This window comes from Pseudomonas sp. 2VD, assembly GCF_005503585.1.
GTDB classification, from domain to species: domain Bacteria; phylum Pseudomonadota; class Gammaproteobacteria; order Pseudomonadales; family Pseudomonadaceae; genus Pseudomonas; species Pseudomonas aeruginosa.
Genome location: NZ_SCND01000669.1, coordinates 1 through 1,191 on the forward strand (window position 1 = coordinate 1; position 1,191 = coordinate 1,191).

The 1,191-nt window shown below is 67.4% G+C and carries 2 protein-coding genes; both read right to left on the reverse strand.

The window, feature by feature from the left end; all coding sequences use genetic code 11:
* On the reverse strand, positions 1–212 hold a 212-nt coding region (locus FFS27_RS32955), incomplete at its 3' end, for an agmatine deiminase family protein (protein ID WP_171019293.1).
* An 85-nt stretch (positions 213–297) separates the two neighbouring features.
* Entirely contained in the window at positions 298–1,176 is an 879-nt protein-coding gene (gene aguB / locus FFS27_RS32960; RefSeq protein ID WP_003111119.1) for an N-carbamoylputrescine amidase, read from the reverse strand.
* Positions 1,177–1,191: the final 15 nt, after the last annotated feature.

A 1,191-nucleotide genomic window follows, 5' to 3' on the forward strand; every position in this document is an offset into this window, starting at 1 on the left:
TTCTCGTACTGCCCGGCGCTGGCGCACACGGTGACCGGCTCGAAGCGCGCGATGGCCTTGGCCACCGCGGCGAAGGCCGCCTGGGCCGGCTTGCCGCCGTTGCGCCAGTTGTCCGGGCGTTCCGGCCAGACCATCCAGGTCTGCTCGTGGGGTTCCCATTCGGCGGGCATGCGGAAGCCGTCGGCGCGTGGGGTGCTGGTCGGGTTGCTCATCGCTGCTCCTGAAATCGTTGCTATGCGCGGCGGACGCCGGCGCGGAATGCGCGGGGCGTCCCCGCGCGGATCGTTTCCCGAGGCCTCAGGACTCCAGCGAACCGTCGAGGGTCTTCAGCGGACCGTAGAGGTTCGGCCGGCGGTCGCGGAACACGCCCCAGGCGCTGCGGGTGCGCTCCAGCGCATCGAGGTCGAAGGTGTGGACAAGGATACCTTCCTCGGTGCGGTTCAGCTCCTCGACTTTCTCGCCGAACGGGTCGGCGATGAACGAAGAACCATAGAAGGTGATGTCGTAGCCGTCCTGCTCCTCGCGGCCGATGCGGTTGGAAGCCACCAGCGGCATCAGGTTGGCCCCGGCATGGCCTTGCTGCACGCGCTGCCAGTGATCGCGCGAGCTGATGCTGGCGTCGTGCGGTTCGCTACCGATGGCGGTCGGGTAGAACAGGAGTTCCGCGCCGAGCAACGCCATGCTGCGCGCCGATTCGGGGAACCACTGGTCCCAGCAGATACCGACGCCGATCCGTGCGTAGCGGGTCTGCCAGACCTTGAAGCCGGTGTCGCCCGGATTGAAGTAGTACTTCTCGTGGTAGCCCGGGCCGTCCGGGATGTGGCTCTTGCGGTAGACCCCGAGGTTGCCGCCATCGGCGTCGATGACCGCGATGCTGTTGAAGCGGGCGCGCCCGGCGCGTTCGAAGAAGCTGATCGGCAATACCACCTGCAACTCCCGGGCGAGGGCCTGGAAGTGGGCGATGGCGGCGTTCTCCTCGACCGTGGTGGCCAGCTGCAGGTAGTCCGGGTTCGGCTTCTGGCAGAAGTAGGGGGTCTCGAACAGTTCCTGGATCAGGATGATCTGCGCACCCCTGGCGGCGGCCTGGCGCACCAGTTTCTCGGCGCGGGCGATGTTCGCCGGACGATCCCAGGAGCAGGCCATCTGGGTGGCGGCGACGGTGACGTTGCGGGTCATGGAACACCTCGTGTG

Excerpts from the sequence above, each read along its gene's own strand:
- aguB (WP_003111119.1), bottom strand. The coding sequence starts at position 1,176 with ATGACCCGCAACGTCACCGTCGCCGCCACCCAGATGGCCTGCTCCTGG.